At 66.1% G+C, this 1727-nt stretch carries 1 protein-coding gene; it reads left to right on the forward strand.

All coding sequences use genetic code 11. The annotated features are described in order from the left end of the window. Window positions 1-116 precede the first annotated feature (116 nt). Window positions 117-1709: an IS1634 family transposase gene (locus tag ABEA62_RS12645; protein ID WP_425558048.1), complete on the forward strand. Its 1593-nt coding sequence runs from the start codon at window positions 117-119 to the stop codon at window positions 1707-1709. The last annotated feature ends 18 nt before the right edge of the window (window positions 1710-1727 follow it).

The raw sequence follows: 1727 nt of genomic DNA on the forward strand, positions 1-1727 counted from the left end.
CCTGACTCGTGCCACCCTCGCCTCGGCGTACGGCTCGGGCCCGATGTACCTGGGGCTTCGTGTTGGGGTGGGGTGTGTGTCGGTCACTAGGAAGTCGGTTGTGGGAGTCTTCGGGGGTGGCTTCCCGGTTCGTGCGTAGGGTTCGCACCACGTCCGGCGCGGTCGCGGTGCAGATCATCACGCGCATCCCGGGTGAGGCCGACAGCATCGAGCATGTCGGGTCGGCCCACACGGATGCGGAGCTGGCGGTGTTGATGGCTCTGGCGCGTGACCGCGTCGCTCCTGGGCAGGGCGAGCTCGACCTGGGCGCGCTTGCTGCGGTGCCGGCGCGGATGGACGACATCGCGGACTGGACGGCCGCCAAGGTCGAAGCGGCCGACGCGGCTACGGGTGTGGGCCGGCCGGTGAAGGTCGCCGCGGGCGGGCGCACGGTCCGCACCTCTGCGACGGTGCTGTGGCGCGTGTTGACGGACGCGTACACGCGGCTGGGATTCGACGTCGTCGACGACGAGGCGTTCCGGGCGATGGTGCTGGCGCGGCTGATCGAGCCGACATCGAAGGCCGACACGGTGCGGGTCTTGGCGTCCGTGGGCGCGCCGCCGGTGGCGCTCAGAACGCTGTTCCGGTCGCTGCAACGCGTGAATGAGCGCGGCTACCGCGACCAGATCGCCCGTGCCTGCCTGGCCTACTCATTGAAGGCGACCGGTCCGGCGACGTTCGTGATGTACGACGTGACGACCCTGCATTTCGAGAACGACGACGAAGACACCCTGCGACGTGTGGGGATGTCCAAGGAACATCGCGTGGACCCGCAGGTCCAAGTCGGGCTCCTCGTCGACCAGGCCGGGGTGCCGCTCGAGATGCACCTGTTCGAAGGCAACAAGGCCGAGACCACCACCCTGATCCCGGTGCTGCACGCCTTCCAGACCCGTCACGGCATCGACGACATCGTCGTCGTCGCCGACGCCGGCATGCTGTCCGCCGGTAACCTCAACGCCCTCGAGGATGCGGGCTTGTCGTTCATCGTCGGGTCCCGTCTGACGAAAGCGCCCTACGATTTGGACGATCACTTCCACGCCCACGGCAACCACTTCACCGACGGGCAGATCCTCGAATCCACGCGCGTGATGGGCTCCGGGGCCGGCGCGCGTGAACGGCGGATCGTCTACCAGTGGTCGTTCAAACGCAACAAGAGGGACGACCGCAACATCAACCTCATGATCGCCAAGGCCGAAAGAATCGCCGCCGGACAGATGCCGCTACGCAAGACACGGTTCTTGAAGGTGTCCGGTGCGCGCAAAGAGCTCGACCAGGCCACCATCGACCGTGCCCGCCAACTGGCCGGCATCAAGGGCTACGTCACGAACATCCCACCCAAGATCATGCCTGGCAGCGCCATCATCGGCGCCTACCACGACCTGTGGAAGGTCGAGCAGTCATTCCGCATGACAAAGTCCGACCTGAAAGCCCGACCGGTCTTCCACCACAGGCGCGACGCGATCGAGGCGCACCTGACCGTCGTGTTCGCAGCCCTCGCCATCGCCCGCCACCTGCAAGCCGCCGGCGAGATGAGCATCAAGAAAATCATCACGACGCTGCGCGAGGTCCGCTCCTCCACCGTCAGCATCAACGGCGAGACCATCACCTTCGAAGCCGAGCTCGAAGAAGACGTCCAGGCACTACTCGATCGACTCGAATCCAGTCACTAGGGAGTGGCACGAGTCAGG

Origin of the sequence: Demequina sediminis, assembly GCF_039545075.1 — a bacterium.
Taxonomy (GTDB): Bacteria; Actinomycetota; Actinomycetes; order Actinomycetales; family Demequinaceae; genus Demequina; species Demequina sediminis.